Below are 23,098 nucleotides of genomic sequence, written 5' to 3'. Positions count from 1 at the left end.
TCTCCCCCTTTCGATATTCATGACTGAAACAACAAAGGCTAGAAAAGACCTTTCGCTTTCAAAATAGACAAGGTGATTTCTGCTGCTGCAGATCCATTCGCGTCATCTTCGCTTTGTATATTTGTAGCAAAGAAGTAGGTGCCTTCCTCGTTCTCTACATATCCAACAAACCAACCGTTCACATCTTTTTGATTGACGGCGCCCGTACCTGTTTTCCCGGAAAGAATCGAACCCGCCTTTTCCGATAACCGGATGGAATCTTTCACCGTCTGGATATTGTTTTCTTGAAAACCAAACTGGTTCGTATAGAACGCTTTTAATAATTGTACCTGCTCCACCGGTGAAATCTTCAAGGAAGATTCTATCCAATATTCGCCGATTCCACCAGATGTATTGTAATTTCCGTAGTTCAATTGTTCCAGAAAAGCTTGCAATGTATCCGGAGAAATGCTCTTATCCAACTCTTTAAAGTACCAGTTCGTGGAGTATCGCATCGCGGTAAATAGATCTTGATCGTGATTCCACTGCTCATACGGATAACGGATTCCATCCCATTTTAACAGGGAGCTTTCCCTCGAAATCACATCGGTCTCCAATCCAAACAAGGTGAGAAAAATCTTGTAGGTGGAGTTCGGTGAAATTCGTTGTGTACTTCCTGCCTTGTTGTAAATCCGATACTGGTCGGCTTTCCAATCATATAAGACAAAACTACCTTCATAACCACGGAAATAGTTGTCTAAATCCTCGTAAATCGTTCGATCATCTTGAAAATGATAGCGACTGCGATCGTCAGCTAAAGCGGAACCAACAAGAACCTGACTGGCAACCAAGATGCCCATCATGGAAAAAATGAACGTACTTTTCAACTGCAACAGCTTTGATTCGGCATTATGGGATGCAATTTTCTCGATTCGTTTTTTCACTGCTTTCTTGGAACCGTTTAACTGATTGGCCAAAACGACATTTCCGGCTCGACTTTCTTTATCCAAAAACTTAATGATGGTATGACCATATTCCGGATAATTTCGCTTGTCTAAAAAGTTCAATACAGCTACATCACAAGCAATTTCACGGTCTACTCTCATTTCCCGAAAAGCCAGCCAGACCAATGGATGGAACCAATACAAAAGCTGATACACGACAGTCACGTAGTTCATGACGATATCATTGTTTTTTTTGTGCATGAGCTCATGCAAAAAGATATACTTCATTTCATTGATCGACAGCCATTCATCAAAATGACTGGGCAGAACAACATACGTCGTAAAAACGCCAAACGTCATCGGAGATTTGACGTGCTTGGATTCTGCTAACACGATGTTCCGCGTTATTTTTACATCCTTCTTGCATTGTTCAAACAACTCAATGATTTCTTGATTGGTGATCACAGATGCTGTCCGCTTGATCTGCTGGATTTTTAACCAGGCTGATAACGTGATCGAAGCACAAATGATCATGCCGACTCCCCATATGCCGACGAGAATCGTAGGAAAGGAGTCGGGTGTATAGCGATTTACGGACAACGTTAAATCCTGTACCCAATTCGCATTTTCAAACACAGGAGCTTTCGCAGCGAGCAGCGAGCTGCCAGCTTCATTGCGCTGATTCATCCCTGAAACAAAAACATTTCCAAAATCAAAAAAGTAATTCGGGATAAAAACTGGCGTCAAAGCGACCAGCAAGAGAAACCACAAATTGTACTGCCATCTAGCCGACATCTGTGAGCGAAATACTTTTCGAATCAAGAAAATAAGTGCGATCGTACAGGAAGAAACGATCAAGCTAATCACCACATGATTGACGAACATGCTACCTGTCTCCCTCCCTTCTTACATAGGGCAATCTAGATAAAAATAGAATCCGTATCAATTTTCCAGAGCAACAGGAACGCTCTTCAACCTGACAGGATTCTTCACGTCGATTAGCACAATTAGCTTCATTATGTCAAAAACGAGATCACGATACAAGCTATCGTCGATTGGAAGAAAAAAGAAAACACCTTCTTCAAAAATGGTAAGAAGGTGTTTTTGAACCTGATTTAGTTTGTTTTCAAAACATCGTGATCGACGTAACGCTCGCCATTCAGTTCGCTGATGACATTGATTGCAACCTTGGCGCCATCACCAGATGTAATAATCGTATGTACGCTTACTCCCGCGCACGTACCTGCTGCCCATATTCCTTCGATGTTCGTCTTTCCTTGTGCATCGACATCGACAACGGTTTTAATCCGTGGCTCTGTACCTTCTTTGGTTTTTACCCCAATCGCTTCTGCCAAAGTCACGAGCGCTCCCGTTGCAAGAATCACATGCTTAGCCTCGAAGCTGCCTTTTTCCGCTGTCTCTACGAGTAAGCCTTGCTCTGTTTTGGTAATGTTGCTTACTTGGTCGGCTACCAGCTCCGCACCGAATTTCGCTGCTTGCTTTTTACCGATCTCAATGAGGTCTGGGCCTGAGATTTCCATGATGCCGTAGTGATTTTCCATCCACGCGCGCTTGGTCATGCTTTTGTCATTATCAATCAGTAACGTCTTCTTACCTGCTTTTGCAGCAAACAACGCTGCACTTCCTCCTGCCGGGCCTGCTCCAATAATTACGATATCAAACAAAGAAATCTCTCCCTTCCAAAATAACTTTCACAACATAATTATATACTAAGTATGAGAAATATGACAATATCTTTTAACTAGTTTATCCAGTGATTTTTAGCTTCGAACAAAATATTCAAAAAGCAATTGATATAATCATAAATTTATATTATCTTATTAATTGGTAAATATTTGAAATAGGAGGATTAAAATGATTGATTTTATCAAAAAAGGAAAAAAGTTGTTTTTAACCTCTCTTGCCTCAATGATGCTATTCAGCACTGTTCTAACATCTAGTTTTGCTGCAGAGACTGATGTATTAACCAAATCATCCGTGAATGAAATGCTTCAATACGAATTTTCAAGTGAAGTCATGTCAGTAGACAAAGATGATCTTGAAAAATCACTTACCGATACTTTCGACAACCTGGACCTTGTTCTAAAAGGTATGAAATCCGAGAGGAATCTTCAAGAAGCATTCTTAGAAAAGACTTCACTTGAAGATGATGTGAAAAGGGATTTGGAGGAGTATTTTTCCAACAGTCAAGATGATGAAAAAGAGCTGAACAATTTAATTCGTGATGTAAAAGACCAAATAGCTGAAAATCATTCGGTATTGCCCGAAATAACAGAAGTCCTGCTGTTGCAAAGTAACTCAAGCATTAAAAGCGAAGATAAAGTTCAAGCTACTATATTACCTATTCTCCTAAGACTGGCTCTTAAAGAAGCGGTTAAGAAAAAAATGGGGAAGAAAATAAAAAGAATGGCCTATGACGAATTTGAAGAAAGAATAGAGCCTGAGATATGGGCGGAGGTTGAAGCCTTGCACGAACAATATAATGGAGATATTGATTATGACGGCCCAGAAGATAAAAATGAGTTAAATGGCATTAACCAAGGAGAAAAGGTTTTCAATATTATTCACAAGAGGACAAATAAACACTTATTGAGATTTCATATGAAAAGAGTGGACAAAGGTAGAAGCATTGACTTCCATTGGCATAAAAAGGATGATAATTTCGAGTGGCATCATGGCCAAACTAAAATTACGAAAAGTAATCAATTCCCAGAACATTGGGGAGAGGATTAATGGACAGGAAATCGAGTTAACACGATTTTCTCTTCTTCATGAAGGAGTGAGTGACAATCGATCTGCAAATAGGCTTCGTGATTGGAAAAAAATTAAATATCGAAAAAATTGAAGAGATTTTATACACCTATGAAAACAAACAAGCTGCATCTTGTAAGGTCGTATTAGACTATATGGAGATGGACCCAGATATTTTTTTAAGTCGTCCCTTTTCTTCCACAGAACAGGTACTCGTTAAAGATCCCGATCTCCTAGAAGCTGAACTCTCCCAGTCATATGATTTTGTATGGGTTGAAGTACTAGGCGGAATTGAGCGGCATGGTCACCCTTCCGTTACTATCTCTGATATAGAATATGAAGGTAAGCTCATCCATGCGATAGACAATAGAGTGCTAATCTTTTTACGTGATATCATTATTGACAATCACGGAAGAGAACTGCTTAGGAAGATCTGCCATGTCCCCAAACCATTACAATGGCTCGTCCTACCAAAAAAGGACGGCAAAACTCCACCCCCAGACTATATTCTTGACGAGATGGAGCAATGGGTTCGCAAGTTGATTGCATATGAGGTAGATTAATAAATAGGGAAAGGGCTATCTCAAACGTCGTGTAAACTGACAATGAGATAGCCCTCTTCTTTTACGAAGGTCGTGTAATCCAGAAGCGGCGAATGACCAATCCATCCTCGTCTGTACATTCCGACTCAAAGACGCCCCCGTTCTTCCGAATCGTTTTTTCCGATCCTACATTATCATAATCACAAATCACCAATACTTCGTTTATCCCCAGCTCGTTCGTGATGTTTAGGGCTTGCGCTAAAATTTCCGTCGCATATCCTTTGCGTCTCTCGGAAGGCCGGATTCCGTATCCGATGTGCCCGCTGTATTTTCGTAAACGCTCGTTGAGTCGATGCCGAATGTTCACCGCCCCCACTATGCGCCGCTCCTCGTTCATGAGCCAATACGTCGAATGGGGAACATAGCCATCCGAAAGATTTTCCTCGCTGCTCTCACTCTCCAGAAATTCCAGATACGCAGGAAAATCATAGGGCTCCCGATCCACCACCCACGGTACGATAGGCTCTCCACTTTCTTTCCACTCTTCGTAAAAGGAAATATACTCTGCTTGAAGTTCTGCACAAGGCTTCGTTACATACAGTTGCCCAGCCATCACCTTCACTCCCCTTGCCGTAAAATTCTTTCTATTATAGCTGCAAGAAGAGAGTGATACCAGCTAAACAATTTTCTACCTTCTTGAATTACTTCCATCGGTTGACTAAAAGCCGCGTAGGAAGAAGCGTAGACTGGATATGCGCTTCTTCCCTCCACGACAGCTACAAATCATAAACAAAAAAACGCGGCACAAGCATCGAATCGCTTGTGCCACGCTCTTAACTGATTAATATTTGTTAAACAACATGATCCAGAGGGAACCTGCAACGATTGTAAATACAATCACAAGTCCAAGAATCAATGTCTGTACGTTGTAGCGCGGTTTTTCTCCTTCGCGGATGTGCATGAAGAAGACCAACTGAATTACGAACTGCAAGACCGCCATTACCAAGATCGCGATCATGGTCGCCGTTTTACTCAAAATCGAGTTCATGACCAGCACGAGTGGGATAATGGTGAGCACGATCGACAGGATAAAACCGATTACGTACTCTTTCATCGATCCGTGACTATGATGTCCGCCATGGTTTTGATGTTGTGCCACCTTACATCACCCCCATCAAGTAGACGACTGTGAAGAGGAAGATCCACACAACGTCAAGGAAGTGCCAGTACAAGCTAAAGTTGGTAATTTTGCGGCGAGTAACCGCAGAGATTCCACGACGCTTCAGCTGCATGATCAACGCAGTCATCCAGAACAGACCAAGCGTTACGTGCAATCCGTGCGTACCAACCAGTGTGTAGAAAGCGGACCAGTAGCCGCTAGTCGCCATGGTTGCGCCTTCGCTCATCAAGTGCATAAACTCAGTGACTTCCAACACTACGAAAGACAATCCCAAAAGACCAGTTACAGCCAGCCAAGCAATCAGCTGCTTAACGTTGCCTTTGTTCATCGCCAGAACAGCGAGACCGCTGGTAAAGCTACTTGTCAACAAGATAAAGGTTGAAGCAATAACACCTGGCAGCTGGAACAATTCCTGTCCAGTTGGTCCGCCAGCAAAGCTATTCATCATTACCGCATATGTTGCAAACAATGTACCGAACAGCACGCAGTCTGTAACAACGAAAATCCAAAAACCAAGAACCTTTAATTGTTCATGCTCTTCATGATGGTCGTGGTCGTGGCCGTGACCATGGTCATGATGCTGCGCCATCGTTACACCACCCTCCCCAGTGAAGCCTCAGTGCGACGCACTTCCTCCACCGGTACGTAATAATCCGTGTCGTATTGGAAGGAGCGTGCCCACATGCATGCGAATACTCCAATGAATCCAATGACGGCCATCCAAACCCAACCAAACGTGAAACCAAAACCTACCAAGAACCAGAAGTTCGCCATGATAAACGGAATTCCAGAGTTCTTCGGCATATGAATCGGCTCAAGTTTCGCCGGTTGTTCTTTATAGGTGCCATTTGCTTTGGCTTGTTTTGTAGCCCACCAATCATCGGCTTCTTTTACCTCTGGTACAACAGCAAAGTTGTAAAACGGAGCTGGTGATGGAATCGACCACTCCAGCGTACGACCATTCCATGGGTCGCCTGTTGTGTCGCGCTCACCATGCTTGATGCTGTAAGCGATTTGCCATACTTGGAAGATGAAACCGATACCCATCATGAATGCCCCAACAGTGGATACGAGGTTCATATCTGCCCAGCCACGGTCCCAACCGTACGTGTAGTAACGGCGAGTCATACCCATGAAACCGAGCGCGTATTGCGGCATAAAGCACACGTAGAAACCAATATTCCAGAACCAGAAGCCCCATTTGCCCAGCTTCTCGTCGAGCTTGAAGCCGAACAGTTTTGGCCACCAGTAGTAAATACCAGCCAAGTAACCGAATACTACCCCACCGATCAATACTTGGTGGAAGTGGGCAACCAAGAAGTAACTGTTGTGATACTGATAGTCTGCTGGGGCTACCGCGAGCATTACCCCTGTCGCTCCACCAATAACGAAGCACGGGATGAACGCAATGGTCCACAGCATAGGCTGTTGGAAGGATATCCTACCGCGATACATCGTAAACAGCCAGTTAAACACCTTAACCCCGGTCGGGATACCAATAATCATCGTGGATATCGCAAAGAACGCGATAACACTAGCACTTGTACCCATTGTGAAGAAGTGGTGCGCCCATGTGAAGAACGATGCAATCGCAATTACCATCATTGCCCATACCATGGATTTGTAACCAAAGATCGTTTTACGAGCAAAGGTTGCTACAATCTCAGAGAAAATACCGAATGCTGGTACTACTACGATGTATACCTCTGGGTGACCCCACATCCAAATGAGGTTAAGGTACATCATCGGGTTACCGCCGCCGTCCATCGTGAAGAAATGGGCACCTGCGAAACGGTCAAGGAACAGCAATGCGAGTGTTACAGTCAAGATTGGGAAAGCGAAGATAATCATAATGCAGCTGGACAATACGGACCAGCTAAACAATGGCATTTTGTACAGCTTCATGCCAGGTGCACGCATTTTGAGAATCGTTACGATAAAGTTAATCCCTGTCGCCAAACTACCGATACCGGAGATCTGAATCCCCCAAATATAGAAGTTCTGACCGGGTCCAGGGCTGAATTCATTTTGTGACAGTGGCGGGTAAGACAACCAACCAGCGTCCGGGGAGCCCCCGATTACGAACGAAATGTTGAACAGCATCGCACCGAGCATAAACAGCCAGAAGCTGAGTGCGTTCAAGAACGGATACGCTACATCTCGAGCACCGAGCTGAAGCGGTACTACCATGTTGAACAAGGCAAACATCATCGGCATCGCCATGAACAAAATCATGATCGTACCATGAGTCGTAAAGATGGCATTATAGTGATCCGAGTTCAGGAACTCTACGTTCGGGAATGCCAGTTGCAAACGCATCAGCAGGGCGTCAACCCCACCGCGGAACAGCATCAGAAGCGATGCGATCAAATACATAATACCAATACGCTTATGGTCAACCGTAGTCAACCACTCACGCCATAGCCAACCCCATTTTTTATACTTAGTCAGAACGAATACGATCGCAACCATGGATAGTACAATCGATACGTCCGCACCGTAAATCAGCGGGTCACCTGTTACAAAGAACGTGGATGCAAAATCCTTAATGTTCTCCCACACGTGGTATTCCTCCTCCCTCTCGCCTAGTGGTTCATACTGGAATGATTCATTCCAGGCATGTTGTGCGATTCAGTCTGTTGCTGCGTATTTTTTGAAGTCTCATTAGAAGACTTGTCACCTGCAGGCGCAGGGGGTTTCTCCATCACATAGTCCATATCGTGACCATGGCCATATTTGGCAACGATCTCTTCAAACATACCTTCTGGGAATGCAGAATACGTAACCTTATCTGTCACGCCAGGCTTGCGGAGTTCTTCATAATCTGCCTTCGTCATAGCTGGAGTCGTACCTTTTACTTCTTTGACCCAGTTATCGAACTCGTCTTTTGGTTTTGCCACTACATCGAACTGCATTTTGGCGAAGCCTTCACCAGAGAAGTTGGAGCTAAATCCAGCGAATGTACCTGGTTCATCTGCTTGCAAATACAGCTCGGTAGCCATTCCCGCCATCGCATAAATCTGTCCACCCAATTCTGGAACCCAGAAAGAGTTCATCGGTGCATCAGCAGATACCTGGAAGCGAATCGGTACACCTGCTGGAATCTCCAAATGGTTAACAGTTGCGATATTTTGTTCTGGATACGTAAACATCCATTTCCAGTCCAAAGCCGTAACCTGAATGGTCATAGGGGCAACTTCTTTATTCGGGTTCTCTTTTAACACATAAATATCACGGACAGTAAAGTAACCCAGCAATGCAACGATAATAATAGGAATAATCCACCAAATTACCTCTAGGGTTGTACTGTGTGCCCACTCCGGCTTATAACTTGCTTTATTGCCCGGTGTATCCCGATAGCGGTATACAATGAAAGCGGTAAGCGCAAGAACCGGAACGATAATGACAGCGACCAATATCGTGGAAATAATAATGAGATTGTACTGCGTTTCTGCTACAGGTCCTTTTGGATTCAAGACGAGGTATTCGCTACCACAGCCTGTAAGCAGAACGGTGCCCAACACTGCCAAGATCCAAAACTGGATATGTCTCAGCATTTTTCCTCCGCTCATTCTCCTAATCCCTCCTAGTCACAAACAACGAGCATGTAATACTTTGAGAGCGCAGTTCTTTTCAGGTGAACTTCGCCTCACATATGTCGATAGTGCAGTCACTCTCTATGGAGAGGTCTCGAACGAGGTTTTGGAAAACCTTCTTTCTTTAACGTGCATTCACACTTTTCGAGAGTTCCTTACAATAGAGGTTTTTTAACACAAGTGAACTTCACTATTAACCGCATATACATACTATCAGAGTCGGCGAGCTTTTGTACCCGTTTTTAACGACGTTCAATATTTCGTAGCTTTTCTGTTACAAAGTGTTCACATAGCAGTCACGAGTTGATCATATTCTTGTTAGGATTCTCCTCTAATGAAGTCCAACACCCATTTTTGGTCATCTCACCCAATCCTGTATGTCAAGTTTTCTTTTCACTTTTAATAAAAAAATCAAAAAAACGCCAGCGCATTTGGCTGGCGGTAAAATTCCATATAAATAAAAAACCTCTCTTTATAATGAAGAAATGGAGAGGTTCTCTACGGGACTATTTTTATCTTGTTAGGCGTCCGTTCTTTTTAGTGTCATTAAGCGAAACACCGTGCTCATAATGAAAATATTCATGCCAGCGATCAAAAATCCGATCGACACCATCAACGGCAAGTTCTGCGATCTGAAATCGCTTGCAGTGAAAGCCATAATAATAGCACCGGCAAATAGTGCTGTCCATGCCATCCATCTTAATACATCCGCTGCTTTTCGATCGTTATTCATAACACAAAACCCCTATCATCATAGATTTTTTGCGTGACCGTTTTTGTTTGATACTCTTATTGTAACATAATATTCACTTGTTGTTCATATTTTGTTCAATTTTTTATAAAAAAATTGTCAAAACTTTTTTCATAAACCTATTGTTTATCGTATTTTTACATTTTTACTTTGTGTCACAAATGTGAAAGCGTTATTGTTATAATAAATAAAGAAAACGGTTTCAACATTCCTAACATCTTGAACTGTCATCGAAGGTGGTTTGCCCATGGTTCATACACCCAAAAAAGCCCGCATCAGCCTCTTGACTCAAATGGTTCTGCTCATTTCCATCGTTGTCCTGATCAGTATGGGAATAGGAACTGCCTTATTTTCCTTCATATTAGATGACATTTTGGATCGATATATTGGACAGCAAGCCATGACGGTCGCCAAGCTATCTGCCATGGACGAACGCATTATTGCAGCTTTTGAAACGGATGACCCTTCCAAGACCATTCAACCGATAGCCGAAACCATTCGGATGGAAACGGGCGCCAGCTATGTCGTGATTGGAAACAAGGACGGTATTCGGTACTCTCACTACGACCCAAAGCAGATTGGATTACCGATGGGAACCAGCAATGACCCCGTATTCTTAGAAAATCGCTCGGTCATTTATCGGGGGACAGGCATTTCAGGTCCAGCCATCAAAGCAAAAACACCGATCGTCAACAAGCAAGGGGAAACAATCGGTGTCTCCTCTGTCGGCTATGTGATGAGTGATGTAGAGAAAAAGGTCGCGGAATACAAGGAAAGGGTCGTTGCCTTATCCCTGGTGCTGCTGGTTATCGGAATTATTGGCGCGATTATCATTGCCCGACGAGTCAAGCGATTGATCTTTGGTCTGGAGCCAGAAGAAATCTCATTTTTGTTTACGGAAAAAGCAGCTATTCTTGAATCGATTCGCGATGCTACGGTAGCAGTCGATATGCAAGGGCGTGTCGTCTCGATGAATAAACGCGCACGTTCCCTCCTCCAAGAAGATTTGACCGTAGGCAAATCGATCGCTAGCCCGCAATTAAGCGACATCATTCATTCTGTCAATCGAAATACACAAGAAATGAACTACAAAATTTTGCTGGGGCATGAAATTTTTATAACCGACTACTCTCCTATTTTGAGCAATAATGAAATCAGAGGCGTGGTCTTCACATTTCGTCCAGAGTCTGAGATCGAGCAACTCACCGAAGAAATTACGAAAATCAGTTCCTTTTCGGACAATATGCGTGCACAAAATCACGAATATTTAAATCGTTTGAACACCATTTACGGTCTCCTCAAGCTAAAGGAGTACGACAAAGCAACCGAACTCATCACCGATGAAGTAAAGGAACGGCAAGATATTCTCGCCTTTATTATGAGTTCAGTCAAAGAGCCCTTCATCGCAGCTTGTCTGCTAGGGAAAATCAATCGCTCCAAAGAGCTGAAGGTACTACTCGAAATTGATCAGGACAGCTATTTGGGAAATGTACCTGACAGCTTGGATACAAAGGTATTGGTCACTATTCTCGGCAATTTGATCGACAACGCGATGGAAGCTGCCCTCGAATACAAAGGCTCTGACGCAATGGTCCACGTATCCTTTACTGATTTAGGTGGCGATATTATTTTTGACATCGAAGACAATGGACATGGGGTATCAAAAGAATTGGAGCCCCGCATCTTTGAAAGCGGTGTCACTACGAAATCAGGTGAAAATCGAGGACTCGGTTTGGCTATTGTGAAAAACGCCATCGAGGTGTTAGAGGGGCAAATTTCACTCGGAAAAAGTGACCTTGGCGGAGCGCGTTTCACCGTCGTCGTCCCCAAGAAATGGGACGAAGTAAGTAGAGAGGAGGCAATCCACCATGTCTGAGAAACCCATTACCGTCATGATCGTGGAAGATGACGAAATTGCAGCTAGAATCTATGAACAATTCACAAGTAAACTGGAAGGATTCCAGATTATTGCCACGGCCACGACTGGAAAACAGGCATTGGAGATGCTTCACGTCGTTACGCCGGATGTTCTGCTCTTGGATATTTATTTGCCAGATATGAACGGGATTGACCTGTTGCGTGAAGTACGGAAGCATTTTCGCGGGATCGATGTCGTCATGATCACAGCCGCAAACGATGTGGAAACCGTGAGAGAAGCGATACGTGGCGGGGCATACAGCTACATCATCAAGCCGATTATGATCGATAAATTCATGTCTACCTTGGAGCAATATGCAAATACGAGACGTCAGCTGCAGCAGCATACAACCATTGATCAAACAGCAGTGGACAAGCTGTTTACAAAAGCCGCACACACTCCTGCTACCAAAACTGTTGAGACTGTCACTACACTCCCGAAAGGCATCGACAAGCTGACGTTAAAGCTGATCCGGGACAAGATGCAGGAGACCACTCAAAGCATGAATGCCGATGATTTGGCTGCACTTGCTGGCATGAGCCATTCGACGGTGCGCAGATACCTCGAATTTCTCGTCTCTATTAATGAAGTGACTGTCGAGACGTTCTATGGAACCGTCGGGCGTCCGGAACGAAAATACCGCTGGGTACCGCAAAAAACGGCCAAATAATGCCTGATGGCAAAAAGAAGGGGAAGCTTCATTTATGAACCTGAAGCTTCCCTTTTTCTTTTCTTGCTACTGGTTTTGTCGCACCTGGACTCTTTTCCCGAAACATCGTGATGATGGCAACGGCTGCGATGATCATGACAGCAGCAATCAAGGTTTGGCTTGTCAATTGTTCATCAGCGATCAGCCAGCCTAGAAATACTGCGACAATCGGGTTCACATAGGCGTACGTGGAGACCAGAGAAGGCTCTGCATTTTTCAAAAGCCAAATGTACGCCGTGTAGGCGACAATAGAACCAAATCCAACTAAATAACCAAAAGCAATCCAGGAACGCAGGGAAATCTCCGTTATATGCAGCTTCGTCCAATCGTCGAGAAACAGCGACGCGATCCCCAGCAAGCTTCCTCCGATGATCATTTGCAAGGCCGTCGCCATCACAGGCGATGCTGGGAGCTTTGCATTGCGCGAATACAGCGATCCCACTGACCAGCAGATCGAGGCAAACAGAAGCGCCACGATTCCGATCGTGTCGATCCCTTTATTGCCTGTTCCCTCGGGATGGACAACCAACACAGCGATCCCCGCCAAGCCAAACAGGATTCCTCCCATGACTCCAACAGTTGGCTTTTGCTTGCTGCCACCGATCCAGTTGAAAACGAGAATCCATAATGGAACCGTAGCGATTAGCAAGGACGCGATTGCTGACGGTACCTTGAGTTGTGCCCATGCAACTACACCGTTACCACCGAGAAGCAGCAGCGCCCCAACTATTCCAGCCCCTCTCCATTCTGCTGCACTCGGCAGCTCTGCTCCTTTCCAACGCCCAATCAGGAACAGGACCAATCCCGCCAGAAAAAATCGCGCCCCCGCCATAATAAAGGGTGGCATCGATTCAATAGCGATCTTCATTCCGAGATAAGTGCCTCCCCAAAACAGGTAGACCGCTAGCAACGCAATTGTAACGACAAATAATTTCGAATCTTTTTTTCCTGTCATTGTGTTTCCACCCTGGCTTTCAAATTTCTTTCCTACCATCCTCGTAGATCGTCGACAAGATGAAGGTCGTGGAGGTTTCCAGTATTTCGTCATACTGGACCATTTCATCGATCAGATTGGTGATATCTTCCGGTGCCGTCGCACGTACTTTTAGCATCATACACCACTCTCCCGCGAGCCGCTGGCATTCGATAATGGTCACGTTTGGTACCTGAACGTTCACAATCTTTGCTGTGATTTCTTTGAAATCCTGACATCTTGCTTTGACGAAAATCAATACCTTCAGCCTTTGCTCTAATTTTCTCCAGTCAATGACGCCACGGTATCCCTTGATAACGCCATTCTTTTCAAGCTTGGAAACCCGTTGGTGGACAGCTGGTCGCGAGATGTGCAGCAGCTTGCTGATTTCCTCGTGAGATATCCTTCCGTTTTCCTCGAGCAATTGAACAATTCTCAGGTCAACCTCATCCATCACATACCTCCTGTGGTTATAGTAGCATATTTTCCTTCATATAGACCATTTGTACTCTATATTGACCGAATTCAAACGAATAGTAAATACAGAAGCAAGATATCAAAAATATAATGCCAAAAAACCGTCTTGAAAGGCCCCTTATCATTACGAATCGTTACTTAGGTACCCATACAAAAAAGAACAAGCCCCCGCTTGATTGTAAGCGGGGACCAGCTTAGAAGCATCGTCCTGATCATTCTGGTTTCTCAAACAACGCCATCCACTCATCAACTTGGATGGAAACGACTTGCTCTCCTTCTTTTTCAACCGCGAAGTAGGCTTGGATTTTCTCATCGGCGCTTGTGATATGCGCGGTTACTTGCTCAACCTGCTCCTCAGTCTCAGTCGTACGTCTGACCCAAGTCGCATACGGGAACGTCTTTTTGCGGATGCGCGAATGACTCTCCACCAGTCCCTCTTGCTCTATCCATGCTAACCATTCGGACCGTGAGTAGCTTCGTACATGACTGTGATCTCGAAGTTTCTCCAGCGTATTCACAAATTGATCGAGCTTTTCATCCTCTGCTGCGATATTGTCGATCAGCACAAATTTTCCACCCGGCTTTAGGACACGGGCCACTTCTTTTACAAACGCCTCTGGGTTCGGGAAGTGATGAGCCGCGATTCTGCACCCGACTGCATCAAAGGTTTCACTCAAAAACGGAAGTGCTTCCGCATCCGCGACTACATAAAAGACATTGCTTACGTGAAATTTCAGATGGTTTCGCGCCGCTGCGAGCATCGGCTGCGTCAAATCGGTCGCAAAGACTTGACCGACATGTGGAGCAATTGCCTTGGTTAGATGACCGCCACCCGTTGCCACATCGAGAAATACCCAATCAGGCGAAGGATTCAGCCAAGGCTGCAGGAGAGCGAGATCCTCTCCCGTAGCATGCGTCTGGCTATTCACATACTTTTCGGCATTCGCACCGAACTGCTGTCTGACTTCCTCTTTGATCTTTTTGTCATCGCGCATGAGAATCGCCCTCCCCTATTCTTCTATTCTTCGTTCACGATTACTTTCTTCCCTCTCATTTTCATGATCAAGGGAACGGTGATCCAGAGAACCGCAATGATCAGAAACACCAGCGATACTGGCTTTTGAATAAAGATAGAAAAATCACCATTGGACGTCGTCAACGCGCGTCGCAAATTATTTTCAATCATCGGACCCAAGACCAAGCCAAGAACGAGTGGAGCCATTGGGAAATCGTTTTTCGCCAAAAAGTAACCCACGAGTCCACAGAGGAGCAGCAAGACTAGATCAAATACGGAGACACGGACTGCGTATACACCAAACACGGAAATGGCAACGATCATAGGAATCAAATATTTAGGCGGTGTCTCAATCAGCTTCGCAAACACCTTTACGAGCGGCATATTGAGGATCAAGAGCATCACGTTTCCGATGAACATGCTGGCAATCAAGCCCCAAGCGATGCTCGGATGATCTTCAAACAAGAGCGGACCTGGCTGCACGTTGTACATAATCAGTGCGCCCATCAATACCGCTGTCGTCCCTGTACCCGGAATCCCCAAGGTCAGAAGTGGTATCATCGCTCCGCCAGATGCTGCATTATTCGCCGACTCTGGAGCCGCTACCCCAGCGATCGCCCCTTTGCCGAATTTTTCAGGCGTTTTACTGATTTTCTTTTCCAGCAAATAAGCGAGGAAGGATGCCAGAGTTGCACCAGAACCAGGAACAATACCTTTAAAAAAGCCAACCAGCGATCCGCGGAGAATCGGTCCGGCACTTTCCTTCAGGTCTTGCTTGGTCGGTAAAATTCGGGAGATTTTGGCGATCTCCCCCTCATTGATATCACGTTCGAGGATCGTCTTGAACACTTCCCCGAGTGCAAATACCCCAACGGCAATCGTCAAGAATTCCAAACCGGAATAAAGCTCTGGCATATCAAAGGTAAAACGCGCCACGCCAGATACATTGTCCAGCCCGATCGTCGCGATCAATAAGCCGAAAACCGTCATCATCAATGCTTTCGTGACGGACTTGCCTGCCAACCCGCTCAGTGCACACAACCCCAAGATCATCAGCGAAAACTCATCTGCTGGACTGAGCTTGAGCGCTACTTCAGAGAGTGGCTCTGCCAAAAATACCAGACCGACAAGCGAGACAAGCCCGGCAAAAAACGAACCAATCGCAGCGATGGAGAGAGCAACTCCCGCTCTTCCCTGCTTGGCCATCGGGTATCCGTCCAGTACAGTAACAACAGAAGATGACTCACCAGGTGTATTCAACAAAATCGAAGTGGTAGAGCCACCGTACATCGCTCCGTAGTAAACCCCTGCCAGCAAAATAATGGCGCTGGTCGCCGCTGCTTCTGGCGGCAGTCCACTCGTCAACGAAGCTGTCACTGGAATCAACAAGGCCACACCACTGATTGGCCCAATCCCTGGTAATACCCCGACTACTGTCCCGATCAAGACGCCGACAAACGCAAAGATGATATTTTGCCATTGCAGGGCAGTGGCAAATCCGTCCAGCAAATAATCAATCGCACCCATTTCATCCACCTCCTACAAGCCTAACCATGTTGGTAAACCGGGCAACGTGCCATCGAGAACTTCCACGTACAACAAGTAGACACCGAATGAAAACGCACCGGAAATGATCACGCTATTGAGCCATTTTCCTTTTTGCATCGTCTGGAATCCAACCAAAAGAAAAAGGAAGGTACTGATCACGTAGCCGATTTCCTCTAAAAGCAATACGTAGAATAATGCCGCGACAAGAATGATGAGGAACCGTTTGTAATCGAGCTTTTGCTTCTCTTTCTCGCCCTCTTGCTTGTATTTGAACGTTTCATAAAATAATCGCAGGCTGAGCAGGATCTGAAGACTTCCGAGTCCCATCGGAAAAATGTTTGGTCCGACATTGCTGCCGTAAGCGCTCGCCGAGATGTTTTGACTCCCGACCACAAATGCTACGCCTAACACGAGAAAAGCCAGACTGGCGAAGCGGTCAAATGTTTTGCTCACGCATGTTCCCTCCTGTTCGTACAAGAATCCAGAATGAAGGAGGAGAAGAATCGCTCCTTCTCCATCCCCCATCAAACCTTTTTATTTCGCCATTCCGAGCAAGCCCAAGATTTCCTTGAACATTTTTTCTTGCTCACCCAGATAGCTCTTGAAGTCTGCGCCGTTTTTGTAGCCATCGTCCCAGCCGTTTGCTTCCAGCTCTGCTTTCCACTCAGGAGTCTCTGTCATCGCTTTCAATTTTTGCTCCCAGTAAGCAACAGCATCTGGCGTCATGTCTTTTGGTCCAAATACACCGCGCCAGTTGATCAGCTCCGTGTCATAACCGGATTCTTTGTACGTCGGGATGTCCTTGAACATACCTTTCAAACGCTCAGGGGATGAAACACCCAAGATTCTTACTTTGCCGGATTTCAAGTATTCACCGGAACCGGATACATCTGTAGCCAGTACGTCAGCATTGCCACCCAAGAGAGATGCGATCGCTTCTCCGCCGCCATCGTAAGAAATGTATTTCACAGATTTCGGATCAATTCCCGCTTTTACAGCTGGCATCAAAAAGGTCAAGTGATCAAGCGAGCCAGGAGCAGAACCGCCTGCAACCGTTACTTTGGTTGGATCCGCTTTGATTGCATCCATTAACGATTTCAGATCCTTGTATGGAGAATCGGCTGCTACTACGATCGCGCCGTAATCTTTCGTCAATTGTGCCAACGGAGTCATATCATTGTAGGAATGCGGGCTGTTTCCTTCTTTTTTCACATTGTTGATGACGATTGGTGTAGAGGGAAGCAGGAGCTTATAGTTGTTCTTCTTGTCCTGCGTCACGAAATCAGCCAAGCCAACTGCCTGTCCGCCACCTGGCTTGTTTTCGACGGAGATCGTCTTGTCTACCAGCTTCGTTGCTGACATCACCTTTGCAAGGGAACGCGCTGTTTTATCCAAGCCGCCGCCTGCCCCCGACGGAGCGATAACCGAGATTGGTTTTTCTGGATAGGTAGAAGCTCCTCCAGTGGATGCCGTCTGCCCACCGCCGCCTCCACAGGCTGCGAGGCTAAGTGCCATTGCCGTAGTGAGGAGTACTCCGGTCCATTTTGTCCATTTGTTTGTTTTTTTCATCTTTATAACCCCCTCGATTGATAGCGTTTTCAAATAAGTTAAGGAGATCATAGCATTCGATGAAAACGCTTCCTAGTTTGTTCAGATAATTTGGATAAACACCATATTTATGATTATTTTCATTTTTTTCACGCCAATAAGACCTGCCGTTTCCGATTAGGGAACGTACAGGCCTTGCCATTGATTCGACTGTAAAACTGCGTCAGGCGCTGGTCTCCTTTGGCTGTTTTATCCTGCTGTGGCGGTTCGTCCATGCACGAGCACCAAAGGAAAACAACGTGAGTACAAGAACCACACGAAACAGATGAAACGCCGTTACTAATAGCGGATCGGCTCCTGTCGCCAAGGCAGTCAAGCTCATTTCGGCGAGTCCACCTGGCACCGTAGCCAAAATAGCCGTCACGATATCGGTAGCAGTCACGTAAGAAATGCCGATAGCAAGCACGATCACCATAACGAACAAAAACAGGGAATGCATGAGACCGAACAGAAAGAATCGGCGGTTTTTGGCGATGTCCTCTCGTTTGAAGCCAAGACCGATGCTGACCCCGATGAATATTTGCGCCCCTTGGACCAGGATGTTTGGCAACGCAGGACTCTCTCCCACAAGCGATGTATTCATCGAAATCAAAGCGGTCACGAGCAAGGCACCTAGCAAGAACGGAGCGGGTATATAACAGCGTGACGCAATCAATGCTCCAATGACACCAACCACAAGAAGCATGACTGTCTGCCCAATCCCCAGCGTGTGTTCTGTAGTAGCCGTCTGTATGGCAGCATGGGTAGGTAGAAATGTCACAAGATAAGGGGTACAAAGCACGACGCTGATCGCACGGATCGAGTGGAAAATCGTGATGACTTGTTGATTTCCTCCCGCCGTTTGCCCCACCGACACCATTTCCGATAATCCGCCGGGAATATTGCTGAAGATCGCCGTTATTCCGTCTACTCGGCAGACCTTATAAAATATCCAAGCGTTCACCAAACTGATCAAGATGGTCAAAATCGTGGTGATGAGCATCAAACCGATGTGCCCTGTCATCGTCTCGACGATTTCAGGTGTCATTCGCAGACCAAGGGTGATCCCAATCACTGTCAATCCTGCTTGACGAAACCAACGGGGAATCCAAAGATTTTTGACCCCAAGCATATTACAGATAACGGTGGTGACTAGCGCTCCGAGCAGCCAAGGAAGTGGGCTGTGGATGGTAGCAAACAGCCAGCCTCCCAGTGATCCGAGCAGCAATGTAAACAGAATACGTAGCAGCATAAGCGTTCCCTCTCCTACTCTCCGACGTTGTATGAAGCTTCTAGGGTGGGGGTACACCTAGTGTAAAACAATTGTGCTCGCAGCAAAAATACAAAATGGTTATCGTTGGCGATTCCTTGTATGAATAACAAAACGGTCATGACCGTTTTGTTTGACCGCAAGCGGTCTTATCTACTTTTATGAAAAACGTCGAGACGTTTTTCACAAAAAAACTGCTGGCTCCCATTCAGAGAGTTCCCAGCAGTTCCTTTTTCCCGGCTTAATCGATGAATGATATCTCACCCTGCTCCATGAAGCGTACAAATGCCTTGACCATTTGCAAGTCCATTGAGTCGGCATGATAAAACATCCAGGTACTTCGCTTGATCGGCTCCCCCTCTGCGCTGGTCAGCTCAATCATGTGCAGATCGTCTTTGCCATTCAGCATGCCTCGTGGAAGGATGGCATACCCCAAACCGTTTGCTACCATTTCACTGCATGTATCCGACTTGTCGACCTCCATGCCGATCAGCGGTGGTTGGGAAAATCGTTCGGTCCACCAGTCGTCCACTAACGCCCGCAGCATCGGATCGGTCTCATAGTCGATTCGCGGCAGGCTGGGCAGGTCGTCGATATGAATGGGTTCCGTGGAAACGACATAGACCGATTCCTCGAACAGCAAGTACTTTTGGTCGGACCAGTTGTAGCTTCCCCGGACAAAGCCTACGTGCACGTCCTGATTATACACGGACTTGTAGACGTCTTTGCTCCATCCTGTCATTACCTTGTACTCGACGTTTGGATAGATCTCCTTGAACTTTTTCAAGATCATCGGGAGCTTGTACCGTGCAAAATAGTTGGAAACCCCCAGCCGGAGCGTACCATTGACCTCGTCTCCCATGTTCAAGACATGCTCCTTGATATTGCGCAGTCTGAGCAGCATTTCATCTGCGCATTTGGCCAAGTACTCGCCTTGCGGAGTGAACTGAACGCCTCTACTCCCCCGTTGCACGATCTGTACGCCAAATTCTTTTTCAATCTGCCGCAGTCGTTTGGTCAGCGCAGGCTGGGACAAATACAAGCTTTCGGCTGTTTTTGTGATGTTTTGTTCCTGGTACAAGGTTTGGAGAATGTACCAATCGCGATATTCCATAGCTATAGTGTCTCCGCATGATTATTTGTCACTTCTTTATTTAACACATTTTTCTCCTTCCGTTTCAAATAGTTTCCAATCACGATCACCAGAAGTGCCAATGCTACCGGCAAAATCATATGCAACGAAGGCATTACCCCATCTAGGAAGCTGCCAACTGCTTTGTCTCCTACAATCATTTCTCCTGCTGTATATCCAAGCAAAGCCGCCCCTAATAATACGATGATCGGAAAACGGTTCATCAGCTTCATCAGCAACTGGCTTCCCCAAATGATGAGTGGAATGCTGATGGCAAGACCGATGATGACCAAAACCGGGTTCCCGTTCGCTGCTCCCGCTACGGCAATGACATTGTCCAGACTCATAATCAGATCAGCAAAAATAATGGTTTTAAGTGCCTCAACAAAACTCGCTCCGCCACCAATGTGACTGTCCTCATCCTCACCTTTTAACAGCTTGACCGCAATCCAGATGAGCAAAAGTCCTCCGACGACTTGGACAAACGGGATTTTCAACAGCCAGATGGCAATGAAGGTAAGAATGATCCGCAATCCGATTGCACCGAAGCTCCCCCAAAAGGTGGCTTTTTTCTGCAGCTTTGGATTCAGGTTCCGACAGGCAAGAGCAATAACGACTGCATTGTCTCCACTCAGGACCAGGTTGATCATAATGATTTGTAGTAAGCTAAGTAAGTATTCTGTCATGATGTCTCCCTCCAATGTTGCTGATACTGACAATAATAGACCTATCTTTTCGTTAGCGCAGTATTATTTCTATTATTTACATATATTTTTTTTAAAAGACAGGCTACTTCTTGTATCCATACACAGAATAATCCGCTCGCACTTTTCGAATCGCTAGCCAAACCGGCAATCCTCTCGCTACCCAGCGCAAGGCAGACATAATATTTTGTTCATTTTCAAACTGCTCGACAATGATGACGGTCTTTTCATTGATGTACGTCTGTAGCTCCTCCCACCCCATTGCCGAATAACGGTCAGTACCGTACGTTTTCAGCGCCAAAAAGTCTTCGCGTTTTGGGTCCTTCAGTTGGAGGAGATGTTGAATGGCTCTCGCGCATTCGGGATGAATGGATGAGTCTGGAAGATTTATGTAGCTGTGTTTCATGATGCGATGCCTCACTTTGGAACCGGATGACCTTTTTCCAGCACCTGATATTTTTTGGTTTCATTCTTCACGATTTCGATTGCGATTTTGTTCTTATCTGGTACGCTTTTTATTGTGTAGTATATACTACCCGGGAGGAAGTAGGGAGTATCCCCCTCTTTGAACTCCTCCCATTCGCCTATTCTACTCACCGTGCCAAGAACTTTATCTATGTTGGTTTCGGTAAGATCCTCTTCAACCGGAAAATAGAAGTATCCATCATGGACAAGATATTCATTTGAATTGTCTTCCGATTTTTTGAGCCAATTCGGTTCTTCAGAATCAAATGCTGTATTTTCTATAATGGAACGAGAACTAGTTGAATATTGAGCTGTAATTGAGTCTTCTATTTGAGAGATACCCATATTGGCACTTAATATCCCAGGAGCGCTTAGCATTATGATAACAATAAACCATTTTCTATTCATTAATCCCTCACCGCCCTGGAAAAAATAAAAAACCTTACTCCATGTTATATGAAAGAAGTAAGGTTTGCTATCCGACATTTCATTCTATTTCTTGTGTTTCTTGTCGGATGGTTTTTTGTCATCTAATTTTAATTCTTTATATCCTTTGGTGTCGTCTGTATCAAACATCCTGCTGGTGGTTTTCGCTAAATTAGTCTCAAAGTTTATATTTAAAACTTCAATACTATTTTTTACATTCCCACCTTTATCTGTTGTTATTAATTTTAATAGAACCCCTGTTTTTTCATCTACCCACATTTCAATTTTCCATATAAAATAATTTATCACCAAGCTTTGTTTTCGGGAACATTTTCTAAGACAGAGCATTATTCCATTATTATGATTGATGGTTAAAATCATATTCTGCAGTTGAGCTCGGCGTACTAACCATCAGTTAAGGGATCGCTTACCTAGGATATATGCAGGAAGCTTCTACTAGAAGCTTTCATAAAATAAAAAAGGCCATCATCACTTTGGTAGGATAACGACCTTTTGTGCTTCTGTTGATTCAGTTTTTCTGCTCTGGTCTTCGTCGTCCGCTGTCTCATGTCAGCAAAAGCGAAAATGCTTCTGTTGAGATCCGGATTTCTTTTGCCTTCACGGGCCAGCTTTTCCCGTTGCTTGCGTGCTGCGCTTTTTGCCATTGTCTTTCACTCCTTTTTTACGGCTCTTACAATGGATACCGTCCTTGGTGTTATCATAGAACGCTTCCTGTGTTGTTGCAACGAAAATAGTAAAATCGCCTACAACTCTTGTCCATTCCTTTTTCTCCCCCCTGAATAGGATAGATTGACGGGAGGTGTTAAGTCTCGATGAAAAAGAAAAGAATCACTGCGAGACGCGTGGAAAACCAAGTGTATTCCAATCGGGTTCTGCGCTCTGAATTCGATCGCAACTGGCGTACGGTAATCTCCAGAACTGGTTACGTTATTTATATTGCAACAGCGAATCGAGCAAAAATTACTGTACTGCTTTCAAATGGATCTAGGAAATTGCTCATCTTCAGACAAGGTGGAAGAGTATTGGTTGGCGGTGGGGGTACCAGTCATTATAGCAAACCGCACATTGCAAAGGACTTGTAAGATGTGG

The 23,098-nt window shown here is 45.3% G+C and carries 26 protein-coding genes; 5 read left to right on the top strand and 21 right to left on the bottom strand.

Annotation, left to right across the window (positions count from 1 at the left end):
• Positions 1–38 precede the first annotated feature (38 nt).
• Positions 39–1,808: a BlaR1 family beta-lactam sensor/signal transducer gene (locus tag C7R92_RS27940; RefSeq protein WP_106836409.1), complete on the bottom strand. Its 1,770-nt coding sequence runs from the start codon at positions 1,806–1,808 to the stop codon at positions 39–41.
• A 230-nt stretch (positions 1,809–2,038) separates the two neighbouring features.
• A complete protein-coding gene (locus C7R92_RS27935; RefSeq protein ID WP_007722324.1) occupies positions 2,039–2,608 on the bottom strand; it encodes an FAD-dependent oxidoreductase in 570 nt (189 codons plus the stop codon).
• A 190-nt stretch (positions 2,609–2,798) separates the two neighbouring features.
• Here C7R92_RS27935 and C7R92_RS27930 point away from each other — a divergent pair, with 190 nt between their 5' ends.
• Together C7R92_RS27930 and C7R92_RS27925 are read left to right on the top strand one after the other, a co-directional pair.
• Entirely contained in the window at positions 2,799–3,677 is an 879-nt protein-coding gene (locus C7R92_RS27930; protein ID WP_106836408.1) for a YpjP family protein, read from the top strand.
• Positions 3,678–3,727: 50 nt separating this feature from the next.
• Positions 3,728–4,258, top strand: a complete 531-nt coding sequence (locus C7R92_RS27925; RefSeq protein WP_106836407.1) for a hypothetical protein — start codon at positions 3,728–3,730, stop codon at positions 4,256–4,258.
• Positions 4,259–4,319: 61 nt separating this feature from the next.
• On the opposite strand, the gene C7R92_RS27920 is transcribed toward C7R92_RS27925, so the two are convergent.
• The 6 genes from C7R92_RS27920 to C7R92_RS27895 all read right to left on the bottom strand — a co-directional run bounded on the left by C7R92_RS27920 (position 4,320) and on the right by C7R92_RS27895 (position 9,746).
• On the bottom strand, positions 4,320–4,850 hold the full coding sequence (locus tag C7R92_RS27920) for a GNAT family N-acetyltransferase (protein WP_106836406.1): 531 nt from the start codon (positions 4,848–4,850) through the stop codon (positions 4,320–4,322).
• Between the two features lie 228 nt (positions 4,851–5,078).
• On the bottom strand, positions 5,079–5,396 hold the full coding sequence (gene cyoD, locus C7R92_RS27915) for a cytochrome o ubiquinol oxidase subunit IV (RefSeq protein WP_069846383.1): 318 nt from the start codon (positions 5,394–5,396) through the stop codon (positions 5,079–5,081).
• A 1-nt stretch (position 5,397) separates the two neighbouring features.
• A complete protein-coding gene (cyoC, locus tag C7R92_RS27910) occupies positions 5,398–6,006 on the bottom strand; it encodes a cytochrome o ubiquinol oxidase subunit III (RefSeq protein ID WP_069846385.1) in 609 nt (202 codons plus the stop codon).
• A gap of 2 nt (positions 6,007–6,008) precedes the next feature.
• Positions 6,009–7,979: a cbb3-type cytochrome c oxidase subunit I gene (locus C7R92_RS27905; RefSeq protein ID WP_106836405.1), complete on the bottom strand. Its 1,971-nt coding sequence runs from the start codon at positions 7,977–7,979 to the stop codon at positions 6,009–6,011.
• 23 nt (positions 7,980–8,002) lie between these two features.
• Positions 8,003–8,989, bottom strand: a complete 987-nt coding sequence (gene qoxA / locus C7R92_RS27900) for a cytochrome aa3 quinol oxidase subunit II (protein ID WP_106836404.1) — start codon at positions 8,987–8,989, stop codon at positions 8,003–8,005.
• A 544-nt stretch (positions 8,990–9,533) separates the two neighbouring features.
• A complete protein-coding gene (locus tag C7R92_RS27895; RefSeq protein WP_106836403.1) occupies positions 9,534–9,746 on the bottom strand; it encodes a hypothetical protein in 213 nt (70 codons plus the stop codon).
• A 265-nt stretch (positions 9,747–10,011) separates the two neighbouring features.
• On the opposite strand from C7R92_RS27895, the gene C7R92_RS27890 reads away from it, so the two are divergent.
• Entirely contained in the window at positions 10,012–11,640 is a 1,629-nt protein-coding gene (locus tag C7R92_RS27890) for an ATP-binding protein (protein ID WP_244195851.1), read from the top strand.
• Positions 11,633–12,352, top strand: coding sequence for a response regulator (locus C7R92_RS27885; RefSeq protein ID WP_007722300.1), 720 nt, complete (start codon positions 11,633–11,635; stop codon positions 12,350–12,352). The genes C7R92_RS27890 and C7R92_RS27885 overlap by 8 nt, the downstream gene beginning before the upstream one ends.
• Positions 12,353–12,380: 28 nt before the next feature.
• Here C7R92_RS27885 and C7R92_RS27880 read toward each other — a convergent pair whose 3' ends face one another.
• The 13 genes from C7R92_RS27880 to C7R92_RS27820 all read right to left on the bottom strand — a co-directional run bounded on the left by C7R92_RS27880 (position 12,381) and on the right by C7R92_RS27820 (position 22,653).
• Complete coding sequence (locus C7R92_RS27880; RefSeq protein ID WP_106836401.1) at positions 12,381–13,346, bottom strand: EamA family transporter; 966 nt, start codon at positions 13,344–13,346, stop codon at positions 12,381–12,383.
• Between the two features lie 19 nt (positions 13,347–13,365).
• Positions 13,366–13,818 carry an Lrp/AsnC family transcriptional regulator gene (locus tag C7R92_RS27875; RefSeq protein ID WP_106836400.1) on the bottom strand — a complete coding sequence of 151 codons (453 nt, stop codon included), beginning with the start codon at positions 13,816–13,818 and terminating at the stop codon, positions 13,366–13,368.
• 235 nt (positions 13,819–14,053) lie between these two features.
• Positions 14,054–14,836 carry a class I SAM-dependent methyltransferase gene (locus C7R92_RS27870; protein ID WP_106836399.1) on the bottom strand — a complete coding sequence of 261 codons (783 nt, stop codon included), beginning with the start codon at positions 14,834–14,836 and terminating at the stop codon, positions 14,054–14,056.
• Between the two features lie 23 nt (positions 14,837–14,859).
• Positions 14,860–16,383, bottom strand: coding sequence for a tripartite tricarboxylate transporter permease (locus C7R92_RS27865; RefSeq protein WP_106836398.1), 1,524 nt, complete (start codon positions 16,381–16,383; stop codon positions 14,860–14,862).
• A gap of 12 nt (positions 16,384–16,395) precedes the next feature.
• Positions 16,396–16,857, bottom strand: coding sequence for a tripartite tricarboxylate transporter TctB family protein (locus C7R92_RS27860; protein ID WP_106836397.1), 462 nt, complete (start codon positions 16,855–16,857; stop codon positions 16,396–16,398).
• 81 nt (positions 16,858–16,938) lie between these two features.
• Positions 16,939–17,973, bottom strand: a complete 1,035-nt coding sequence (locus C7R92_RS27855) for a Bug family tripartite tricarboxylate transporter substrate binding protein (protein ID WP_106836396.1) — start codon at positions 17,971–17,973, stop codon at positions 16,939–16,941.
• A 202-nt stretch (positions 17,974–18,175) separates the two neighbouring features.
• Positions 18,176–19,243, bottom strand: coding sequence for an AbrB family transcriptional regulator (locus C7R92_RS27850; protein WP_106836395.1), 1,068 nt, complete (start codon positions 19,241–19,243; stop codon positions 18,176–18,178).
• Between the two features lie 259 nt (positions 19,244–19,502).
• Positions 19,503–20,375 carry a LysR family transcriptional regulator gene (locus C7R92_RS27845; RefSeq protein WP_106836394.1) on the bottom strand — a complete coding sequence of 291 codons (873 nt, stop codon included), beginning with the start codon at positions 20,373–20,375 and terminating at the stop codon, positions 19,503–19,505.
• Between the two features lie 2 nt (positions 20,376–20,377).
• Positions 20,378–21,079, bottom strand: coding sequence for a TerC family protein (locus C7R92_RS27840; protein WP_106836393.1), 702 nt, complete (start codon positions 21,077–21,079; stop codon positions 20,378–20,380).
• 103 nt (positions 21,080–21,182) lie between these two features.
• Positions 21,183–21,503, bottom strand: coding sequence for a hypothetical protein (locus C7R92_RS27835; RefSeq protein ID WP_069846419.1), 321 nt, complete (start codon positions 21,501–21,503; stop codon positions 21,183–21,185).
• Between the two features lie 11 nt (positions 21,504–21,514).
• A complete protein-coding gene (locus C7R92_RS27830; RefSeq protein ID WP_146147639.1) occupies positions 21,515–21,970 on the bottom strand; it encodes a hypothetical protein in 456 nt (151 codons plus the stop codon).
• A gap of 84 nt (positions 21,971–22,054) precedes the next feature.
• On the bottom strand, positions 22,055–22,267 hold the full coding sequence (locus tag C7R92_RS27825) for a hypothetical protein (protein ID WP_106836391.1): 213 nt from the start codon (positions 22,265–22,267) through the stop codon (positions 22,055–22,057).
• 152 nt (positions 22,268–22,419) lie between these two features.
• On the bottom strand, positions 22,420–22,653 hold the full coding sequence (locus C7R92_RS27820; protein WP_069846429.1) for a hypothetical protein: 234 nt from the start codon (positions 22,651–22,653) through the stop codon (positions 22,420–22,422).
• Between the two features lie 168 nt (positions 22,654–22,821).
• Here C7R92_RS27820 and C7R92_RS27815 point away from each other — a divergent pair, with 168 nt between their 5' ends.
• Positions 22,822–23,091 (top strand): hypothetical protein, encoded by a 270-nt coding sequence (locus tag C7R92_RS27815; protein ID WP_069846432.1) that lies wholly within the window; start codon positions 22,822–22,824, stop codon positions 23,089–23,091.
• The last annotated feature ends 7 nt before the right edge of the window (positions 23,092–23,098 follow it).

This window comes from Brevibacillus porteri, from assembly GCF_003013475.1.
GTDB lineage: Bacteria > Bacillota > Bacilli > Brevibacillales > Brevibacillaceae > Brevibacillus > Brevibacillus porteri.
The sequence above is the reverse complement of the archived record's forward strand: the minus strand, read 5'-3'. Positions and strand labels throughout refer to the sequence as shown.